Here is a 19038-nt window from a genome sequence, read left to right as displayed (position 1 = left end):
TTGTGCCTCCCAGATCGCATCGGCCCGAAGCCCCTGAGGCGGCTGGGCGGCATTCATCGGGAATTGGATTTTGATGCGCACGACGACGAGCGCTCCGGGCGCGCAACCTGCGAACTTGCCGGATATGAAACTGTCCGTGCGCCAAGTGTTCGGCATAGACAGCGATCTTGAAGTTCCGGCCTACTCGAAGGCGGACGAGCACGTTCCCGATCTCGATCCGGATTATCTTTTCAATCGCGACGTGACGCTCGCGATCCTCGCGGGCTTCAAGCACAATCGCCGCGTGATGATCCAGGGCTATCACGGCACCGGCAAGTCGACGCACATCGAACAGGTTGCGGCGCGCCTCAATTGGCCGTGCGTGCGCGTCAACCTCGACAGCCACGTCTCGCGTATCGATCTCGTCGGCAAGGATGCGATCGTGCTGCGCGACGGCAAGCAGGTGACGGAGTTCAAGGAAGGCATTCTTCCCTGGGCGCTGCAGACCAACACCGCGCTCGTGTTCGATGAATACGACGCCGGCCGTCCCGACGTCATGTTCGTCATTCAGCGCGTGCTCGAAATCTCGGGCAAGCTGACGCTGCTCGACCAGTCGAAGGTCATTCGTCCGCACCCGGCATTTCGTCTGTTCGCGACGACGAACACGATCGGCCTCGGCGACACGTCCGGCCTCTATCACGGCACGCAGCAGATCAACCAGGGCCAGATGGACCGCTGGTCGATCGTCGCGACGCTCAACTATCTGCCGCACGACGATGAAGCGAAAATCGTGCTGTCCAAGGTCAAGGCCTTCGACAAGACGGACGCCAAGCGCAAGCAGGTCTCGCACATGGTCCGCGTCGCCGATCTGACGCGCTCGGCCTTCATCAACGGCGATCTCTCGACCGTAATGAGCCCGCGCACCGTGATGACCTGGGCGGAAAACGCCGAGATCTTCGGCGACATCGGCTTTGCGTTCCGCGTAACGTTCCTGAACAAGTGCGATGATCTCGAAAAGCCGCTGGTCGCGGAATTCTATCAGCGCTGCTTCGGCGAGGAGCTTTCAGAGAGCACCGCCAACGTCGCGTTGAGCTGAGAAGGCTGATCGAAGGCCGGCTTAGCGCCGGCGCGCCCTTACGTTCCTCTCCCCGGCGGGGAGGGGTCGGGGGGTGGGAGACACCAAAACCGGATAGCCGCCGTGAGCCTACCTCCAAACAAGCGCCGCGAAGCTCCCTCAGAGCCGCTGAAACGCGTGCTTGGCCCGGCTGTGCGTGCGATCGCTGGAGACGGCGCCGTCGAGGTCGATTTCGGACCGGGCAAAGGCGACGTGTCCGGAAAGTCCGTTTACATCCCCGAGCCGCCGCGCGCGCCGACCGCTAAGGACATCGCACTGGCGCGCGGTTGGGCGGATAGCCTCGCGCTGCAGATCGGTTGCCACGACGCCAAGATTCATCGGCGCATCGCGCCTCCGCCCGGACCGGCGCGCGCCGTGTTCGAAGCTTCCGAACGCGCTCGTGTCGAAGGGCTCGGCGCAATGCGCATGCCCGGCATGGCGGCGAACCTCACCGCTCGTCTCGAAGATCAGTACAGTCACGGTCGCTTCCGGGCGGTGTTCGATCGTGCCGAAGCGCCGCTCGAAGATGCGCTCGCCTTGCTCATTCGAGAACGCCTGACCGGCCTTCCGCCGCCCGCGTCGACGAAGGGCCTCGTCGACATCTGGCGACCGCTGATCGAAGCGCGCGGCAGCACGCTGCTCGATCGCCTCGAAGGTCTATCGGAAAATCAGGAGCAGTTCGGCCGCCAGATTCGCGACCTGCTCAAGGTTCTCGATCTCGTCGATCTGACCGAGGAGCCGCAGCAGGGCGAAGAGGAAAACGAAGGCGACGACGGCGCCAAGGACGGCGCAACGGACGAGTCGGAAGACGCCAACGAGGAAGGTTCCGACGGCGAAGACAAGGAGAGCGAGGACCAGTCGTCCGAAGGCGATCTCTCGGAAACCGAGGAGATGGTCGACTCGGGCGATACCGAACAGCAGGAGATGGACGAGGAAACGGTCGACGACAACGAGGCGCCAGCGCCTTGGCGTCCGAACATGACCGTCCTCGAGAACCCGGAAGCATTCGGCTACAAGGTTTACACCCGCGCTCACGACGAAGAGGTCGGCGCAGCCGAGCTTTCGACGCCCGAAGAATTGGAGCGCCTGCGCGCATTCCTCGACAAAGAGCTGAAAACGCTTTCGGCTGCCGTCGCGAAACTCGCCAACAAACTGCAGCGCAAGCTTCTCGCGCAACAGAACCGTGGCTGGGATTTCGATCTCGAAGAAGGCATGCTTGACGCCGCACGCCTGACGCGCGTCATCACCGATCCAACCGGCGCGCTGTCTTACAAGCGCGAGCGCGACACCGAATTCCGCGACACCGTGGTGACGCTGCTGCTCGACAATTCGGGCTCGATGCGCGGCCGTCCGATCATGGTCGCGGCATGCTGTGCCGATATTCTCGCGCGCACCCTTGAACGCTGCGGCGTCAAAGTCGAAATCCTGGGATTTACGACCAAGGCGTGGAAGGGCGGGCAAGCGCGCGAGGAATGGCTGGCCGCCGGAAAGCCACCTGCCCCGGGACGGCTGAACGATCTGCGCCACATCATCTACAAGACGGCGGACGCGCCGTGGCGGCGCTCGAAGAATTCTTTGGCGCTGATGATGCGCGAAGGTCTGCTCAAGGAAAACATCGACGGCGAAGCGCTGGCGTGGGCGCATTCGCGTCTCGTCGGACGTCCCGAGCAGCGCCGCATCCTGATGATGATTTCAGACGGCGCGCCGGTCGATGACTCGACACTGTCGGTCAACAACGGCAGCTATCTCGAACAGCACTTGCGCCAGGTCATCAACGAGATCGAGAACCGATCGTCCGTTGAGTTGATCGCGATCGGCATCGGTCACGACGTCACGCGCTACTATCGCCGTGCGGTGACCATCACCGATGCGTCGGAGCTTGCGGGCGCCATGACCGAAAAACTCGTCGAGCTGTTCGAAGAAGATTCCAAAATCGAAAAAGCTGCGCGTCCCGTGCGGCGGCGTCCGTCGCTGCACTGAACCATGGGCACGCTCGCTAACAGCATGCGCGCCGCTGTTTTCGCCGCGGCCTTCGGTTTTTACCCGCAGATCGTATTAGCCGACGCCAAGCCCGATATCGCGGCTTTGAAAGCTAGCCCGATTACGATCGATGCAGTCCTCATTCGCGATTTCGCGCGTGCGGAGATGGCTGGTGCGGCGTCAGCCTCAACGCCGAACCCCACAGTCGGCAAGCTGACGTTTCGCGGTGGATTGGTCTTGACCTCGCCGTCGCCGAACTTCGGCGGCTGGTCCGGCCTCGTCGTCGGCAACGATGCAAAAACCTTGCTCGCGATTTCCGATTCCGGCGTCTGGATGACAGGCAAGATCGTCTACGACGGAACGCATCCGGCGGGCATTGCGGACGCGCGCCTCGGGCCTTTGCTCAACCGTGACGGCAGGCCCATCGGCCGCGAACGTGACTCGGAAGCGATTGCTCTTGAATCGGGAACGCTTGCGCAAGGCTCTGTGCTCATCGCGTTCGAGCGCAAGCATCGCATCGACCGCTACGATTGGTCGTCGCAAGGCCTGGTGGCAGGCCGGAGCACGGTGCCTCTCCCTGCCGAGGCCCGGCGCATGCGGCCGAACGCGGGTCTCGAAGCCATGACGGTGATGCGCGGCGGCCCGTTCAAGGGCTCGGTGATCGCCTTTTCGGAACGGCTTTACGATCGCGACCGCAATCACACGGGTTGGCTGTGGGCGCCGCAAGGCCCGGCGACGCTGCATCTGAAGAACATCGGCGACTTCGACATCACCGATATTTCGAGCCTCGATGACGGAACGCTGTTCGTTCTCGAACGCCGCTTTCGCTGGACGGAAGGCGTGAAGATGCGGCTGCGACGCGTTTCGCCCGATGAGCTGAGGCCCGGCCGTGCCATCGAAGGCGAAACGCTCATCGAAGCCGATCTCACCTCGGAAATTGACAACATGGAGGGTTTGTCGGTGACGCGGCTCGAGACCGGCGAAGTGCTGGTCACGATGCTGTCCGACGACAACTTCAATCACATTCTGCAGCGAACGCTCCTGCTGCAGTTCACCGTCAATGATCGCGGACAAGCAAAAGCCCGGCCGCAGGACTGAACCCGGGCCGGGCAAAATTCTCATTCGTCAGAGGCTTGGCCTTAGGCCGCCTTCTCCGCCTGCGCCTTCTGAAGCTCACGCTTCAGCTTCAGGCACGCCGCCGAAAGCTCGTCGTTCTTTGCCTTGAGCAGGAAGGCATCGAGGCCGCCGCGGTGCTCGACCGACTTCAGCGCCCGCGCCGAGATGCGCAGACGGACCTTGCGGCCCAGAGCGTCGCTCAGCAGCGTGACGTTGTGCAGGTTCGGCCGGAACTTGCGCTTGGTCTTGTTCTCGGCGTGGCTCCTGAGTTGGCCTGACAGCGGCAAAGTGCCGGTCAGCTCGCAGCGCCTGGTCATGACGGTCTCCTACGCCGCACCCGGATGGGGCGGTCTATCGAATGTCTGCTGTTGCAGAAAAAATGCGCCCCGTCAGCAGGGCTCACGGGGTCTATGGGGCGCTGTATAATTGAGGGGCGGGATAGCCGTCAAGCAGGCTGGCGGAATTGATCGCCATCGGATCGTCCGCCACGACTGCGGGATCAGGCAGGTCCGGTCCCGCTGGATATCCGGCCTGCGGCCGAAAGTCCAAGAATCGACGCAAAGGCGGCCTAACGCGGGGCCTTACTTTCGGGGCGCGCAGGGAAGAGCCTATGAACTACTCTAATGTCGTTGGGCGTCGGCGCTTGGCCCGTTCGGGCGCGCTTGCCGCAACCATCGCGGCCCTCGTCGCCGGACCCGCGGCGGCCGGCGATCAGGCCCGGGATCAAGCTTGGCCGAACCAGGTGAACGCCCGCTACAAGCTGACCTTCAACGGCTTCGAGGTTGGCGCCTACAACTTCACATCGAAATATAGCGGCGAAACCTATTCGGCCACCGGCAAGACGGAAATCTCAGCCCTGTTCGGTGCCTTCAAGTGGACCGGTACGTTCACCGGAAGCGGCTCGGTCGACAAAAGCGGCCCGCGCCCCGTCGCCTATCAGATGAGCTACAAGACAAAGAAAAAGCTGACGTCCGTCACGCTCGGGTTCGACCCGGCAGGCGTCAAGACGATCGCGCTGGTGCCGAACAAACCGCCCAATCCGGAAACGATCAAGGTCACGCCCGACAACCTGAAGCACGTGTTCGACCCGATTTCTGCAACGCTCGCGATTTCGAACGCGACCGGCTCGGACGCCTGCAATCGAACCATTCCAATTTTCGACGGCAAGGCCCGGTTCGACCTGCGCCTGTCGCTCAAGGGCCGCGAGGCCATCAAAGAACAGCGCCCGAGCGGCCAGCCCAAGGAACTTCTGATCTGCCGCGTCAAATACGTGCCGATCGCCGGGCATAAGCCGAAGGATTTCGAGAAACCCTGGATCGACTACGATCATATCGAGATCGCATTGCGCGCCATCCCGAGCGCGGGAATCTACGTACCCTATCGGATCTCGGTTCCCTCATCCGTCGGACCTGCAGTCATGACGGCGGACCAGATCAACATCATAGCGGCCGATAACGCACAGATTGCACTCAGGCAGTGAACTCCCCGGCAGGGCCGGTTCGATTAACGAGTGTGGAAGATCGGGGCTCCGGAGAGAGCACGCAATATCCCCTTGATCTCACGGCCCTGCTCTGTAATGCCAGGGTCTGATCGGAGTCAGGCACGACATGATAAGTGATCTCGAGGCCCGCATTCGCAACGTCACTGCGGTGCTCGGACCGACCAATACCGGCAAGACGCATCTCGCGATCGAGCGCATGCTTGGCCACAACAGCGGCATGATCGGCCTGCCGCTGCGTCTGCTCGCGCGCGAGGTCTACGACAAGATCAAAGCGCGCGCCGGCGTCGAGAACGTCGCCCTCATCACGGGCGAGGAAAAAATCAAACCCGAGCGCGCCCGCTACTGGGTCTCGACCGTCGAAGCGATGCCGCGCGATATCGACGTCGACTTCCTTGCGATCGACGAAATCCAGCTTGCGGGCGATCCCGAACGCGGCCACGTCTTCACGGATCGCCTGTTGCACGCACGCGGACGCTCGGAAACGCTGCTGCTCGGCGCGCAGACGATGCGCGAGGCGATTTCCGATCTGATCCCCGGTGCGAATTTCATCTCCCGTCCGCGCTTGTCGAAGCTGACGTACACGGGCGAGAAAAAAATCACGCGCCTTCCTGCTCGTTCGGCGATCATCGCGTTCTCGGCTCAGGAAGTTTATGCGCTTGCCGAACTGATCCGCCGTCAGCGTGGCGGTGCCGCCGTGGTGCTCGGAGCGCTGTCGCCGCGCACGCGCAATGCGCAGGTCGCGCTCTATCAGTCCGGCGACGTGGAATTCATCGTCGCGACCGACGCCATCGGCATGGGTTTGAACCTCGATATCGATCACGTCGCATTCTCGGCCTTGAGAAAATTCGACGGCCAGAACCATCGCAATCTGACACCGGGTGAGATCGGCCAGATTGCCGGCCGCGCCGGTCGCCATATGAACGACGGAACGTTCGGCGTGACGGGGGGCGCCGAGCCGCTCGATGCCGACGCCGTCGAACGCCTCGAAACGCACAGCTTCGATAGCGTGCGCACGCTGCAGTGGCGCAATCGCAACCTCGATTTCAGCTCGCTTTCAGCCTTGCATGAGTCCTTGCGTCAGCTCCCGCGTGAGCAGCGCCTGGCGCGCGCCCGCACGGCCGACGACGTCGCCGCGCTCGAAGCGTTGAGCGCCGATCGCGAAATCGCCGATATCGCCTCGACGCGCGACAACGTCGCTCTGCTCTGGGACGTCTGTCAGGTTCCGGACTACCGCAAGATTTCCGGCCAAAGCCATGCCGAACTGATTTCCAACCTCTACCGGCACTTGACCTCCGGCACGCACAAAATTCCGGAGGACTGGTTCGCAAAGCAGGTGGCATTGGCCGATCGCACCGACGGCGACATCGATACGCTCGCGACGCGCATCGCACATATTCGCACGTGGACGTTCGTCGCCAACCGCCCGGCTTGGCTGAGCGACCCCGTTCAATGGCAGGAACGAACACGGGCGGTAGAGGATAGTCTTTCCGACGCACTTCACGAATGCTTGACGCAGCGTTTCGTTGACCGCCGGACCAGCGCACTGATGAAGGGCATGCGAGACAAGGAAGAATTGACGGCGGATATCGCCGAGGACGGCGCGATCACGGTGGAAAGCCACTTCGTCGGCCGCTTGAAGGGCTTTTGCTTCACGCTGGATTCGGCCGGTGACGGCATCCACGAGCGCGCAACGCGGCAGGCCGCGATGCAGGTCGTGACCCGTGAGCTTGGCATGCGCGCACGGCGCGTATCGGCGGCACAGAGCGATGCGTTCAAGCTGACGCGCACCGGCGTCGTTGTCTGGCGCGACGACGAAATCGCCAAGCTCGAACGGTCCGAGGATCCGCTGCAGCCCGGCTTGTCGCTGATCGCCGACGAACACATGAGCGAGTCGGATCGCGAAAAGGTCCAGGCGCGTCTCAAAACCTGGCTCGACGATACGATCGCCGACAAGCTGAAGCCGCTCGTCGACATGTCGACGAGCGGCGAGCTGCAAGGCCTCGCGCGCGGCATCGCGTTTCAGTTGAAGGAAAATCTCGGGGCATTGAAGCGCGAGACCGTTGCGGACGATGTCAACTCGCTCGATCAGGCCGCGCGCGCCGAACTGCGCAAGTACGGACTGCGCTTTGGCGCGTTCAACATTTTCTTCCCGCTCCTGCTGAAACCGGCCGCCGCCGATCTCGCGGCGACGCTCTGGCTTTTGAAGAACAGTGCGACCGTGAACGGCACGCCGCAGTTGCCGCGTCCGGGTTTGACGTCGGTCGTCACCGACCCGAGCGTACCAGAAGCGCTCTATCGCGCGCACGGATTCCACGTGTGCGGACCGCGCGCCGTCCGTCTCGACATTCTCGAGCGTCTCGCGGATTTGATCCGTCCGCTGCTCGCCTGGCGCTCGTCGCCGGAACGGGCTGACGCGCCGCCCAAAGGCTCGACCGGCGACGGCGGCTTCAAGGCGACCGACGACATGATGTCGATCCTCGGCTGCTCGTCCGGAGAACTGGGCGAAGTCCTGAAGTCGCTCGGCTTCCGGCTTGAGCGGCGCCCGATCGCGCCCGCACCGGCAGCGGCACCGGCCGACGTTGCTGCCGATGCATCGGCATCAGCTGCACCTGCTCCGGACGCAAATGCGGAAGCGTCGTCTGAAGCCGAGACGCAGCAGCCCGCGGAGGAAGCCGGAACAGCCGCTGTTGCGACAGCTCTGCCTGCCGAAACCTCCGAGGCTGAAGCTTCAGCGCCCGTGGCGGCCGAAAACGCCGAAACGCCTGCCGCAACGCAAGCCGAAGCCGAAACGGAAAAATTCGAAGAGATCTGGCGGCCGCGACGCCATCATCGCCGCGAAGGCGGGCATCGCGATCACCGCGACACGCACCACCGGCGCGGCAAGCCACGTCACGATCGTGGTCCTGCCTCCGCTCCGGCATCTGACGCAAACGCTGCGCCAGCCGCAGCGGCAGCGCCCGCCAGCGATACCAGCGCGCCGTCGGACCAGCAGTCCGCGCGCCCGCGCTTCGAGCGTCACGACGGCGGCAAGCCTCGGCGCGATCACGAGAAGCGCCCCAACCGGCAGGGCGATCATCGCCACGGCGACCAGCGCAAAGGTGATCATAGGCAAGGCGATCATCGTCATGGCGAAGGACGCCGCCGCGATGAGCCCCGCCGCGCGCCGCAGGTCATCACCGCAGCGCCGCCGAAGTCCGGCTCCGCCGACTCGTCCTCGCCCTTCGCGGCCCTCGCCGCGCTCAAGGCGCAAATGGAGAAGCGCAGCGAAGGTTCCGGTTCGACCTGATGGGCCCGGCGGGCGTGAACTCAAGCCAGCGCGTGGATCAGTGGCTCTGGTTCGCGCGCATCACGAAGTCACGCACCCTCGCCCAAGACCTGATCTCCCGCGGCAAGGTCAGGTTGAACCGCGAAAAAATCGATAAGCCGAGCACGTTGGTGAAGCCGGGCGACGTGATCACACTCGTCGTTGGCCCAGCCGTGCGAAGCCTCGAGATCGTCGGGATCGGCCATCGGCGCGGGCCTGCCACCGAAGCCCAGTCGCTGTTTCTCGATCACACGCCGCCGAAGGTTCGGCCAGAGGCGGCCGAGATAGCGATGCAGCCGAAGCAATCCGCCGTTCGTCCCGAAGGCTCGGGCCGCCCGACGAAGCGCGATCGCCGCCAGATCGACAAGCTCAAAGGTCGTTCGTAACTGTGACTCCTCTCCACCTAGGCAACGGGTTTGCCTATGCTAAAGAAGGCGCCGCCGATGACCGCGCGAACCGTTGATGCGTGGCCCGGCCTTATCGTTCAGAATCGTGCGCAGCAAAGATCCGCCAGGAAAACGTATGACCTACGTCGTCAACGAGAAGTGCATTAAGTGCAAATACACGGATTGCGTCGAGGTCTGTCCGGTCGATTGTTTTTACGAAGGCGAGAACATGCTCGTCATCCATCCCGACGAGTGCATCGATTGCGGCGTCTGCGAGCCTGAGTGTCCGGCGGACGCGATCAAGCCCGACACCGAACCCGGAATGGAGCGCTGGCTCGAATTAAACCGGCAGTACGCGGACAATTGGCCGAACATCACGGCCAAAAAGGCCGCCCTTCCGGACGCCGACGACATCAAGGATGAACCGGGCAAGTTCGAAAAATATTTCTCTCCAAACGCGGGTTCTGGAGATTGATTCTCTAATTTCCGGGATTTTTATATTTAAGTTGAGATAAATACGTCCGTTTAAAAAACGATTTTCGTGCCTTTTCGGCGCGATATTTAAGCTCGACCAGATTGTCTCATGAGGTCGGCCTTCATTTGCGAGCAAGATTATGCTAGAGTCTTTCTCGATGGCATTAAGACAGCACAAATCCGAAACGGCTGTGAACAAAAGAAGGCCGCCCAACTCTGAGGGCCGGCTTTCAATGAAACGTAATGGGGCGTCACACAGCCAGTTCAGAGTCGGATGGAGTTTGCAAAGCTAGGCCACAATGAGCGCGCAGGGGACGACCTTTTCCTTCGGGGACAAGGTTTGGCTCGATGCGCGCGTGTCGTCGGCAACCGCCAACGGCACTGATGCCCGCCTCCCAAGGCGGCCCGACGAGCCGGTCCCCCGGCCATGCTCAGTACGCGAGAGTGAGAAAAAATATGGCGCAGAAGAAGAAAGCTCCGGTCAGCCCCAAGTCCGCAGCGAAATCCGCGGTCCACAAGGCTGTCCCGTTGAAAGCGGCTGCGAACGCGCAGAAATCCGCGAAGCCCGGTAAGGCCAAGACGGAAGCCGAGACTAAGCCTTCACTCAGCAAGCAGAAAAGCGCGCAACCCGTCGCATCGGCGAAGACCGTCAAGAAACCGCAGCCGGCCGCGAAAGTGGATCCGGTTTTGACGCGTAAACCCGTTTCACCCTCTCAGTTCGCAGCCAAGGCCGCGGCAGCTGCGCCGCAGCGCGCCATGACGGTTCCCGCCGGCACGCACAAGCCGGCTGGCCAGAAGCTGACCACGTCGGTCGCTCCTGCGACTGCGCCTGCCGCGCATTCGGCGACCCCCAAGGCGATCGCAGAAAAGACGGCTGCTGCCCGCCAGCTTCTTGCGGTCCAGAAAAAGCCGGTCAACCAGCGTCACGGCTTCAAGGCCAACGAATTCGTCGTCTATCCTGCTCACGGCGTCGGCCGCATCGTCGGCATCGAGGAGCAGGAAATCGCCGGCATGTCGCTCGAGCTCTTTGTCATCACGTTCGACAAGGAAAAGCTGACGCTGCGCGTCCCGACGGGCAAGCTCGCAAGCGTCGGCATGCGCAAGCTCGCCGATGAAGGGCTCGTCAAGAAGGCGATGGAAACACTCAAGGGTCGTGCGCGCATCAAGCGCACGATGTGGAGCCGCCGCGCACAGGAGTACGTTGCGAAGATCAACTCCGGTGATCTGATCTCGATCGCCGAAGTGGTGCGCGACCTCTATCGCTCGGAAGCGCAACCGGAGCAGTCGTACTCCGAACGCCAGCTGTACGAGGACGCCCTCGATCGCATGGCGCGTGAGCTTGCCGCCGTCGAAAAGCTCGACGAGCGCGGCGCGGTCCAGCGCATCACGGAGATCTTGTCGAAGAGCGCGAAAGGCCGTCGCTTGGCCGATAGCGAGTCGGTCGGCGAAGCCGCCTGACGCTCCGTACACGCCGTCAATTTCGGCTATAGATTTACAGCGCCCGGGTCCGCACCTTCCGTCGGATCCGGGCGCAACTTTTGTGCGCCATCGGGATCGACGGGAACGCTCGCAGGCTGCGCGTCGTTCGGCACCGTCACCGCGCTCACGCCAGCGGGGGCCGGAACATCCTCCTTGCCGTCGATGATCTCGATTTGTGAAACGTCGGCGACGTCGATCAATGGGCCGTTGCGCCGCTCGATCCATCCGCGCACGACGACGGTTTTCGATTTGAGCGTGTCGAGCGTGCGCGCAAACTCAGGATTGGCTGCCAGCACAGCTTTGCCGATGCGCACCGTGAAATCGGATTTCCAGTCCGTTCCGAAGTTGAGATACGTCGTTGACTTGGTCTTGCCGATCGACGCGACAGTCCCAATTACCCGTTCGAATTTTCCGCGCTGCTTGAGAAGCGATCCTGGCTGCTCTGCCGGCATCGGCCGATAGACGCCGTTACTCCACAGACCAAGCCGTTTGCGGCGCGCCTCCGCTTCGTGCGCCAGAAGCTCGCGTACGCACGCGAAACTTTCCGGCACGCCATAGGCGCGCGCCTGCCCGGCGGCGAGCATCGTGCCTTGCACCCATTCGCTGCGACCGTTCGCTTCGAGAAAAACCTGCGCCAGGAAACGGCCATAGCGGTCCTTTTGCCGGCCTCCGAAGGCAAGCTTGATCCGTTTGCCGAGCACCAGGTTTGAAAGCGTCTGCATCGCTTGCGTTTCAGGCGGCCACGCGCCGGCTTGAGCCCCGGCATCGCGCGCTCGCGGAGCCAGCGCTCCGATCAAACGCACGCCGCTCCCGTCATCGAGAACGAGTGTCTCGCCATCGAGCACGCGCGCGACGGTGCGAACCGGACCAGGTTCGAGAACGCAGGGCGCTGGGAGCTTGTCGTCCGCGATTGCAGGCAGGGCAGCGCTCGCGAGAGCGACGAGGCCCGCAAGCCCTGCAATGTTACCCACGCCTGAACCCCATCCCATGCCGGAAGAAAATCACAGACGCCGACGCCCGCCAAGCCTCTCGCCACGATCTCTCCGCAGCGGTTGCATGACGGGCGTACGCCTCGGGGGAAAGGGGCGCGACCGCGAGCGGCCCTCGCGGAACCCCGCTGAGCTCGCAGCCTCCCGCGCACTCGCGGTCACAAGCTGACATACTGTAGGTTGAACGATGTTTCAATCATAAGTTGAATAAGTTTTATCTCGGTCGGTGGAAGCGTCGTTTGAGAAAGGCCTGGAACCTCGATGCACAGTCCCTTGACCGGCCGCAACGCCCGCAGCATAGCTTGCGCGCTCGCCGAAATCGCAGCGTCGGTCGCCGCGAACCGACCTGGCCCCGTAGCTCAGCTGGATAGAGCAACGGTTTCCTAAACCGTAGGTCGCAGGTTCAAATCCTGCCGGGGTCGCCACTTTGCATGGTTTCGCGATTATGCCGTTCACGCATCATTGCGGCCGGGCGTCCCGCGCCGCTTGGGCGATCTTGTTTTGCTTCAGAACGCTCCCGACTTTTCCACGAGGCAGAACGCGGCGACGCCGGATGCTCTCTTGCGGTTGCATGCCTGTCCCGGAGGTTCGGCTTGCTGGGACGGCCGGTCTGAAGTTCGATGCCCGGCGTTGCGCCAGCGCTTTATGCGCCGCTTCGACGTGCTCGACCCTGGCTTCGAGCTTGTTCAACCGGGAGAGTTCTTTCTTCACGCGCTTCAATGCGGCTGCGAAAAGTTGCTTGCGTCGTTGCGGTTGCTCGACGACGCCGGGAAAGCTTTTGCCGCGAGGTTCGGATTTACCGCGGGTTTCACGTTGTTTCTGACGGGTCAAAGTCCGCGCCTTATCGCGCAGATCCCGCAAGCGGGTCTGCAGGTCCGTCAATTCCCTCCGGCCAAGCTCATAGATTTCCGGGTGATGTGTTGCGCGAAGCACCGCAATCTCATCGGAATTCAAGAGGGCGCGTTCTTGTTTCGCGGACATCGACATGACGAGCGTTCTCCGTCGCTGACACAATAGGCTGATCCGACACTACGCTTTCGGCTGGCAGCGAGTGAGGGTTGTCACCGAAATGTAAGACGCGAGGTAAAGAATTTCATCGGCACTGAAAGCGATGGATGATCAACCTGAGATTGTTGCGGCAACCGTCATTGTGCGCTGCGATTGGCGACCTTGCTTTTAGCGGAAAACAGCCGTTATCTGATCGGGCGGTCGGGATGCGTCCCAATCGAACGATTAACCCGCTGAAAAATAACTTGGATTCGAAAACTGGCTAGGAGCATCAGAGTTTTAGGTTCGTTGACGGGAGCTGCCGGACCCGATGGTGCGGGCGACGACGTCAACGGCCGCGTATGCATGACCGGCCCTCGGGGGATTCGGCGCTGATGGCCGGCAAGATCGAGGTCACGATTGCAGATCAGAACCCGGTCGTTCGATCGGGGCTGGAAGCGCTGGTGCAACGCGATGGCCGCTTCAGCGTTTGCGGCGTCCATGCGACAGGCGAAGCCCTGATCGAGGCGCTGAAGACCAAGCCGGTCGAAATCGCCATCGTCGGCTGGACGTTGCCCGACATGACGGGTGGCAACGTGCTGACGCGCCTGAAGCAGGAAAAGTGGCGCACGCGCGTGGTCATCTACACGGGCGAGCGCAGCAGTGAAGTCTTGCGGCAGGCGATCAAGGGCGGTGCCTGGGGCTTCGTGTCGAAAACTGAAGAGCCGCAGGTATTGCTTGAAGCCGTCGTCTCCGTTGCGCGCGGCCGCTTGTCGCTACCCTATGTCGACATCGATTTGCTCAATCACGATCCGCTCGAAGGTCTGACGGCGCGCGAACGCGAACTGCTGGCAGCGCTCGCGAATGGCTGGACGAATCTGCAGATTGCGGCGCGCACGGGCATCTCTCGCAACACCGTGAAATACCATCTAAAAAATTTGTACGACAAGCTCGGCGTGTCCAACCGCGCGATGGCTGTTGCACTGCACGTGTCGGTTAACCGTAACGATCACCACTGAGCGAGCACGCTGGGCCGATCATGACGGCGGCGGCGGTCGGCGCACACAAAGCCGCAGTGGTGGGTAGCCCATGCTGCCCAACGGGGTGTTGTTAGTTTTTCGTTCGCACCGTCACTGTCCCCCTGCTACTTACGAACCTACGCCCGCATCTGCGATCGGGCGGAAGGATCAGCAAAAGCGCGCCGGATATTGGGTCTCCATAGTCTTAGGGGACCGTTCGGCTTGGCTCAACGCAGCGCGGAGAAACGCTCATGACCGTCACGCCCCACCTCTTTATTCCCGGCCCGACCAACGTCCCCGACGCTGTGCGCATCGCGATGAACCTTCCGATGGAAGACATGCGCTCGCCGGAATTTCCCAAGCTGACGCTGCCGATCTTCGAAGACCTCAAGAAGGTTTTCAAAATGAAGGATGGCCGCGTATTCCTTTTCCCGTCGTCGGGAACGGGCGCATGGGAATCTGCGATCCAGAACACGCTCGCCGTCGGCGACAAGGTTCTGATGAGCCGCTTCGGCCAGTTCTCGCTGCTCTGGGTCGATATGGCCGAGCGTCTTGGCCTGAAGCCTGAGGTTTGCGACGAAGAGTGGGGCACCGGCGTTCCGGTCGAGAAGTACGCTGACATTCTCGCCAAGGACAAGAACCACGAAATCAAAGCCGTGTTCGTCACGCAGAACGAAACGGCGACCGGCGTCGCCAGCGACGTAGCCGGCGTCCGCAAGGCGCTCGACGCCGCGAAGCATCCCGCGCTCCTGATGGTCGACGGCGTTTCTTCCGTCGGCTCGCTCGAAATGCGCATGGGCGAATGGGGCGTCGACTGCTGCGTCTCCGGCTCGCAGAAGGGCTTCATGCTTCCGACCGGCCTCGGCATTCTTGCCGTCAGCCAGAAGGCGCTTGACGTCAACAAGAGCAAGAACGGCCGTATGAACCGCTGCTTCTTCTCGTTCGAAGACATGATCAAGACGAACGATCTCGGATTCTTCCCCTATACGCCCGCAACGACGCTGATCCGCGGCCTGCGCGCCTCGATCGATCTTCTGCTCGCCGAAGGCATCGACAACGTCGTTGCTCGTCACCATCGCCTCGCCTCCGGCGTTCGCGCTGGCGTCGCAGCCTGGGGTCTGAAGCTCTGCGCGAAAGAGCCGAAGTGGTACTCCGACACCGTGTCGGCGATCCTCGTTCCCGAAGGCGTTGACAGCAACGCCGTCACGAAGACGGCCTACTATCGCTACAACACGTCGCTCGGCCTCGGCCTCAACAAGGTCGCCGGCAAGGTGTTCCGCATCGGTCACCTCGGTTCGCTCGACGAGTACATGGTCGGTGGCGTTCTGTTCGCCGTCGAGATGGCGCTCAAGGACAACGGCATCCCGGTCAAGCTCGGCTCGGGCACCGCTGCCGCCGCCGAATACTTCACCAGCAATCCGGTCAAGTCGGCCACGAGCAAAGAGCCGCTGAAGGCCTAACTCGAGACAATGCCCAGCTGCTTAAAGCGGCTGGGCATTCTGGCGTCGTATCGCACTCGCGGGTTGAACGACGCTCCGCATTCTGATTTTTTCGCAATGACAACAACGATCGTTCACTCCGCTAGGAAGGCGACCCCCAAATGAGCTATACCCTCTACCCGAACCGTAAGCAGCGTCTGCAGCGTTCTTATCTCGCCGTGCCGGGCTCCAACCCGACGATGATCGACCGCGCCCTCAAGAGCGCCGCCGACTACGTTTTCCTTGATTGCGAAGACGCCGTCGCGCCGCCCGAGAAAGAGCAGGCTCGCAAGAACATCATCCAGGCTCTGAACGATCTCGACTGGAAGGGCGCGGGCAAGAGCGTCTCGGTCCGCATCAACGGCCTCGACACGCATTATTGCTACCGCGACGTCGTCGACATCGTCGAGCAGGCTGGTGCCAAGCTCGATACGATCCTCATTCCGAAGGTCGGCGTTCCGGCCGACGTCTACGCCATCGAAAGCTTCGTCAGCCAGATCGAAGTCGCGAAGGGTCTCCCGCACCAGATCGGCATGGAAGCCCTCATCGAAACGCCGCTCGGCATGGCCAACGTCGAAGCCATCGCGTCTGCCAACAGCCGCCTTGAGTCGATGCACTTCGGCGTTGCCGACTACTCCGCATTCAACAAGGCCCGCACCGTCGTCATCGGCGGCTTGAACCCCGACTATCCGGGTGACCAGTGGCACTTCCCGCTGTCGCGCATGACGGTCGCCTGCCGCGCATTCGGTCTCCGTCCGATCGACGGCCCGTTCGGCGGCATCGACGATCCGGAAGGCTACAAGGCCGCTGCGCGCCGTGGTGCCGCTCTCGGCATGGAAGGCAAGTGGGCGATCCACCCCTCGCAGATCGAACTCGCCAACGAAATCTACTCTCCGACGGCGAAGGAAATCGAACGCGCCGAGCGCATCCTGGTCGCACTCAAGGAAGCCGAAGCGCAGGGCAAGGGCGCAGCATCGCTCGACGGCAAGATGATCGACGCGGCATCTGAAAAGATGGCGAAGAACCTGCTGGTCACGGCAGCGGCGATCAAGGCAGGCGAAGAAGCTCGCGCAAAGAGCAAATAATCAGAAGCCGGAAACGACAAGCCCAATCCCGAGGAGTCCAAAAACATGGACATTCATGAATACCAGGCCAAAGAGCTTCTTGCGAAGTTCGGCGTGCCGATCGCCCGCGGCGGACTTGCCTACAGCCCTGAACAGGCCACCTATCGCGCCAGCGAGCTTGGCGGCACGGTCGTCGTCAAGGCGCAGATTCACTCCGGCGCGCGCGGTAAAGCCGGCGGCGTCAAGGTCTGCAAGACGGAAAAGGAAATCGAGGATGCAGCCGAGTTCATGCTCGGCCGCAAGCTCGTCACGCACCAAACGGGATCGGCCGGCAAGCTGGTCTCGCGCCTCTACATCGAAGAAGCGACGAACATCGATCGCGAAATCTATCTCGGTTTCGTGATGGACCGCGCTTCGGAGCGCATCGTCGTCGTGGCCTCGGCCGCGGGCGGCATGGACATCGAGGAAATCTCGGCGTCGCAGCCCGACACGATCATCCGCGTCGCCGTCGACCCGGCGGTCGGCATGCAGCAGTTCCAGGCACGTGAGCTGGCATTCGGACTTGGCGTCGATCCTGAGATCGTCAACAAGCTCGTGCCCGCGATCATGGGCTGCTATCGCGCCTTCCGCGATCTCGATGCGATGATGGTTGAAATCAACCCGCTCGTCATCACCAAGGAAAAGCAGGTCGTTGCGCTCGACGCCAAGATGTCGTTCGACGACAACGCGCTGTTCCGCCGTCCGCACATCGCCGAGCTGCGCGACAAGAGCCAGGAAGATCCCCGCGAAACCTACGCGTCGGATCGTGGTCTCTCGTACGTCGGTCTCGATGGCGACATCGGCTGCATCGTCAACGGTGCCGGTCTCGCGATGGCGACGCTCGACATGATCAAGCTTGCGGGCGGCGAGCCTGCGAACTTCCTCGACATCGGCGGCGGCGCCTCTCCCGAGCGCGTCACCAAGTCGTTCAAGGCGGTTCTGCGCGACAAGAACGTCAAGGCCATCCTGGTCAACGTCTTCGCCGGCATCAACCGTTGCGACTGGGTTGCCAAGGGTGTCGTCGACGCCGTCAAGGAACTCGATATCAAGCTGCCGATCGTCGTTCGCCTCGCAGGCACCAACGTCGAAGAAGGCCGCAAGATCATCGACAACAGCGGCCTGACGGTCATCAGCGCGGAAACTCTCGCCGATGCTGCCAAGCAGGCGGTCGAAGCGGCCAAAAAAGCCTAAGCCCGGAGAAACGTACCAATGGCAATCTTTATCAATGAAAAGACGCCGATCCTGATCCAGGGCTTTACCGGTCGCATCGGCACGTTCCACGCCCAGGAAATGATCGACTACGGCTCCAACGTCGTTGGCGGCGTGACGCCCGGTAAAGGCGGCACCTCGCATCTCGGCCGTCCGGTGTTCAACACCGTCAAGGGCGCCGTCGACGAGACGGGCGCTGAAGCCTCCATCGTGTTCGTGCCGCCGCCGTTCGCGGCTGACGCGATCATGGAAGCGGCCGACGCTGGGATCAAATACTGCGTCTGCATCACGGACGGCATTCCTGCTCAGGATATGATCCGCGTGAAGCGCTACATGCGCCGCTACAAGAAAGAAGCGCGCATGATCCTGACCGGCCCGAACTGCGCCGGCACGATCTCGCCAGGCAAGGCGATGCTCGGCATCATGCCGGGACACATCTACCTTCCGGGCCGCGTCGGCATCGTCGGCCGCTCCGGTACGCTCGGCTACGAAGCCGCCGCGCAGCTCAAGGCCCTTGGCATCGGCGTCTCGACGTCGGTTGGTATCGGCGGCGACCCGATCAACGGCTCGTCGCATCGTGACGTCCTCGAGCACTTCGAGAACGATCCCGAGACCGACGCGATCCTGATGATCGGCGAAATCGGTGGTCCGCAGGAAGCCGAAGCCGGCCTCTTCGCCAAAGAGCACATGAAGAAGCCTGTCATCGCCTACATCGCCGGTCTGTCGGCCCCGAAGGGCCGCCGCATGGGCCACGCTGGCGCCATCGTTTCGGCATTCGGCGAGTCGGCTGCTGAGAAGGTCGAGATCCTGAAGGGCTGCGGCGTCGCTATCGCGCCGACGCCGTCGGAAATGGGCTCGACCGTCGCGCAGGTTCTCGGCAAGCAGAAAAAAGTTGCCTGAACTCCGCGAAGACCGGAGCG

Annotated in this window: 16 protein-coding genes and 1 tRNA gene; 14 read left to right on the top strand and 3 right to left on the bottom strand. The window is 62.3% G+C overall.

What is annotated here, in order from left to right; all coding sequences use genetic code 11:
- Positions 1-73: 73 nt before the first annotated feature.
- From cobS to HDEN_RS15650, 3 genes are all read left to right on the top strand, one after another.
- On the top strand, positions 74-1075 hold the full coding sequence (gene cobS, locus HDEN_RS15660; RefSeq protein WP_013217120.1) for a cobaltochelatase subunit CobS: 1002 nt from the start codon (positions 74-76) through the stop codon (positions 1073-1075).
- A 102-nt stretch (positions 1076-1177) separates the two neighbouring features.
- Positions 1178-3073 (top strand): cobaltochelatase subunit CobT, encoded by a 1896-nt coding sequence (gene cobT / locus HDEN_RS15655; RefSeq protein ID WP_013217119.1) that lies wholly within the window; start codon positions 1178-1180, stop codon positions 3071-3073.
- Between the two features lie 3 nt (positions 3074-3076).
- Positions 3077-4171: an esterase-like activity of phytase family protein gene (locus HDEN_RS15650; RefSeq protein WP_013217118.1), complete on the top strand. Its 1095-nt coding sequence runs from the start codon at positions 3077-3079 to the stop codon at positions 4169-4171.
- 41 nt (positions 4172-4212) lie between these two features.
- Here the strand turns inward: HDEN_RS15650 and rpmB are convergent, their stop codons facing one another.
- Positions 4213-4506, bottom strand: a complete 294-nt coding sequence (gene rpmB, locus HDEN_RS15645) for a 50S ribosomal protein L28 (protein WP_013217117.1) — start codon at positions 4504-4506, stop codon at positions 4213-4215.
- 293 nt (positions 4507-4799) lie between these two features.
- On the opposite strand from rpmB, the gene HDEN_RS15640 reads away from it, so the two are divergent.
- From HDEN_RS15640 to HDEN_RS15620, 5 genes are all read left to right on the top strand, one after another.
- A complete protein-coding gene (locus HDEN_RS15640) occupies positions 4800-5669 on the top strand; it encodes a DUF3108 domain-containing protein (protein WP_013217116.1) in 870 nt (289 codons plus the stop codon).
- A 127-nt stretch (positions 5670-5796) separates the two neighbouring features.
- Positions 5797-8976 (top strand): helicase-related protein, encoded by a 3180-nt coding sequence (locus HDEN_RS15635; protein WP_013217115.1) that lies wholly within the window; start codon positions 5797-5799, stop codon positions 8974-8976.
- Positions 8977-9008: 32 nt separating this feature from the next.
- A complete protein-coding gene (locus HDEN_RS15630; protein WP_245256665.1) occupies positions 9009-9380 on the top strand; it encodes an RNA-binding S4 domain-containing protein in 372 nt (123 codons plus the stop codon).
- 136 nt (positions 9381-9516) lie between these two features.
- Positions 9517-9855 carry a ferredoxin FdxA gene (fdxA, locus tag HDEN_RS15625; protein WP_013217113.1) on the top strand — a complete coding sequence of 113 codons (339 nt, stop codon included), beginning with the start codon at positions 9517-9519 and terminating at the stop codon, positions 9853-9855.
- 455 nt (positions 9856-10310) lie between these two features.
- Complete coding sequence (locus HDEN_RS15620) at positions 10311-11312, top strand: CarD family transcriptional regulator (protein WP_013217112.1); 1002 nt, start codon at positions 10311-10313, stop codon at positions 11310-11312.
- Positions 11313-11338: 26 nt separating this feature from the next.
- Here HDEN_RS15620 and HDEN_RS15615 read toward each other — a convergent pair whose 3' ends face one another.
- Positions 11339-12304, bottom strand: a complete 966-nt coding sequence (locus tag HDEN_RS15615) for a thermonuclease family protein (RefSeq protein WP_245256664.1) — start codon at positions 12302-12304, stop codon at positions 11339-11341.
- Between the two features lie 366 nt (positions 12305-12670).
- On the opposite strand from HDEN_RS15615, the gene HDEN_RS15610 reads away from it, so the two are divergent.
- Positions 12671-12747: transfer RNA gene (locus tag HDEN_RS15610), tRNA-Arg, on the top strand.
- A 34-nt stretch (positions 12748-12781) separates the two neighbouring features.
- Here HDEN_RS15610 and HDEN_RS15605 read toward each other — a convergent pair.
- Positions 12782-13309: a hypothetical protein gene (locus tag HDEN_RS15605; protein ID WP_013217110.1), complete on the bottom strand. Its 528-nt coding sequence runs from the start codon at positions 13307-13309 to the stop codon at positions 12782-12784.
- A 395-nt stretch (positions 13310-13704) separates the two neighbouring features.
- Here HDEN_RS15605 and HDEN_RS15600 point away from each other — a divergent pair, with 395 nt between their 5' ends.
- From HDEN_RS15600 to sucD, 5 genes are all read left to right on the top strand, one after another.
- On the top strand, positions 13705-14328 hold the full coding sequence (locus tag HDEN_RS15600; protein ID WP_013217109.1) for a response regulator transcription factor: 624 nt from the start codon (positions 13705-13707) through the stop codon (positions 14326-14328).
- 251 nt (positions 14329-14579) lie between these two features.
- Positions 14580-15788, top strand: a complete 1209-nt coding sequence (locus HDEN_RS15595) for an aminotransferase class V-fold PLP-dependent enzyme (RefSeq protein ID WP_013217108.1) — start codon at positions 14580-14582, stop codon at positions 15786-15788.
- A gap of 140 nt (positions 15789-15928) precedes the next feature.
- Positions 15929-16891 carry an HpcH/HpaI aldolase/citrate lyase family protein gene (locus HDEN_RS15590; RefSeq protein WP_013217107.1) on the top strand — a complete coding sequence of 321 codons (963 nt, stop codon included), beginning with the start codon at positions 15929-15931 and terminating at the stop codon, positions 16889-16891.
- Between the two features lie 45 nt (positions 16892-16936).
- The gene (locus HDEN_RS15585; RefSeq protein WP_013217106.1) at positions 16937-18100 is read left to right on the top strand and encodes a malate--CoA ligase subunit beta; all 1164 of its coding nucleotides are present in this window, start codon (positions 16937-16939) and stop codon (positions 18098-18100) included.
- An 18-nt stretch (positions 18101-18118) separates the two neighbouring features.
- The gene (gene sucD, locus HDEN_RS15580) at positions 18119-19018 is read left to right on the top strand and encodes a succinate--CoA ligase subunit alpha (protein ID WP_013217105.1); all 900 of its coding nucleotides are present in this window, start codon (positions 18119-18121) and stop codon (positions 19016-19018) included.
- Positions 19019-19038: the final 20 nt, after the last annotated feature.

The organism is Hyphomicrobium denitrificans ATCC 51888 (assembly GCF_000143145.1).
In the GTDB taxonomy this organism is placed as follows: domain Bacteria; phylum Pseudomonadota; class Alphaproteobacteria; order Rhizobiales; family Hyphomicrobiaceae; genus Hyphomicrobium_B; species Hyphomicrobium_B denitrificans.
The sequence above is the reverse complement of the archived record's forward strand: the minus strand, read 5'-3'. Positions and strand labels throughout refer to the sequence as shown.